The 1452-nt window shown below is 59.0% G+C and carries 1 rRNA gene; it reads right to left on the bottom strand.

Going from position 1 to position 1452, the window contains the following annotated elements:
• Positions 1 to 113: 113 nt before the first annotated feature.
• Positions 114 to 1452, bottom strand: a 16S ribosomal RNA gene (locus ACH443_RS20355); the annotation flags it as partial.

Below are 1452 nucleotides of genomic sequence, written 5' to 3'. Positions count from 1 at the left end.
TCTCAGATGGTCTGCCTGACCCCCACCCCACCACCGAACCCACCAGAAGACCTGGCAGACGAGGCAATGAAGCGACGCACGAAGCGCCACAGGGGGTATCAGATGCTCCTTAGAAAGGAGGTGATCCAGCCGCACCTTCCGGTACGGCTACCTTGTTACGACTTAGTCCCAATCGCCAGTCCCACCTTCGACCACTCCCCCCGGAAAACCGGTTGGGCCATGAGCTTCGGGTGTTACCAACTTTCGTGACTTGACGGGCGGTGTGTACAAGGCCCGGGAACGTATTCACCGCAGCGTTGCTGATCTGCGATTACTAGCGACTCCGACTTCATGGGGTCGAGTTGCAGACCCCAATCCGAACTGAGACCGGCTTTTTGGGATTCGCTCCACCTTACGGTATCGCAGCCCTCTGTACCGGCCATTGTAGCATGCGTGAAGCCCAAGACATAAGGGGCATGATGATTTGACGTCATCCCCACCTTCCTCCGAGTTGACCCCGGCAGTCTCCCATGAGTCCCCGGCATAACCCGCTGGCAACATAGGACGAGGGTTGCGCTCGTTGCGGGACTTAACCCAACATCTCACGACACGAGCTGACGACAACCATGCACCACCTGTGCACCGACCTTACGGGGCACCCATCTCTGAGTGTTTCCGGTGCATGTCAAGCCTTGGTAAGGTTCTTCGCGTTGCATCGAATTAATCCGCATGCTCCGCCGCTTGTGCGGGCCCCCGTCAATTCCTTTGAGTTTTAGCCTTGCGGCCGTACTCCCCAGGCGGGGCACTTAATGCGTTAGCTGCGGCACGGAACTCGTGGAATGAGCCCCACACCTAGTGCCCAACGTTTACGGCATGGACTACCAGGGTATCTAATCCTGTTCGCTCCCCATGCTTTCGCTCCTCAGCGTCAGTTGCGGCCCAGAGACCTGCCTTCGCCATCGGTGTTCCTCCTGATATCTGCGCATTCCACCGCTACACCAGGAATTCCAGTCTCCCCTACCGCACTCTAGTCTGCCCGTACCCGATGCAAGCCCGAGGTTGAGCCTCGGGATTTCACACCAGACGCGACAGACCGCCTACGAGCTCTTTACGCCCAATAATTCCGGACAACGCTTGCGCCCTACGTATTACCGCGGCTGCTGGCACGTAGTTAGCCGGCGCTTCTTCTGCAGGTACCGTCACTTGCGCTTCTTCCCTGCTGAAAGAGGTTTACAACCCGAAGGCCGTCATCCCTCACGCGGCGTCGCTGCATCAGGCTTGCGCCCATTGTGCAATATTCCCCACTGCTGCCTCCCGTAGGAGTCTGGGCCGTGTCTCAGTCCCAGTGTGGCCGGTCGCCCTCTCAGGCCGGCTACCCGTCGACGCCTTGGTAGGCCATCACCCCACCAACAAGCTGATAGGCCGCGAGCCCATCCCCCACCGAAAAACTTTCCAACCCACACCATGCGATGC

This window comes from Isoptericola sp. NPDC019571, assembly GCF_044389385.1.
Classification (GTDB): domain Bacteria; phylum Actinomycetota; class Actinomycetes; order Actinomycetales; family Cellulomonadaceae; genus Isoptericola; species Isoptericola nanjingensis.
Note: the sequence above shows the minus strand (reverse complement) of the source record. Positions and strands in the feature narration are given on the sequence as shown.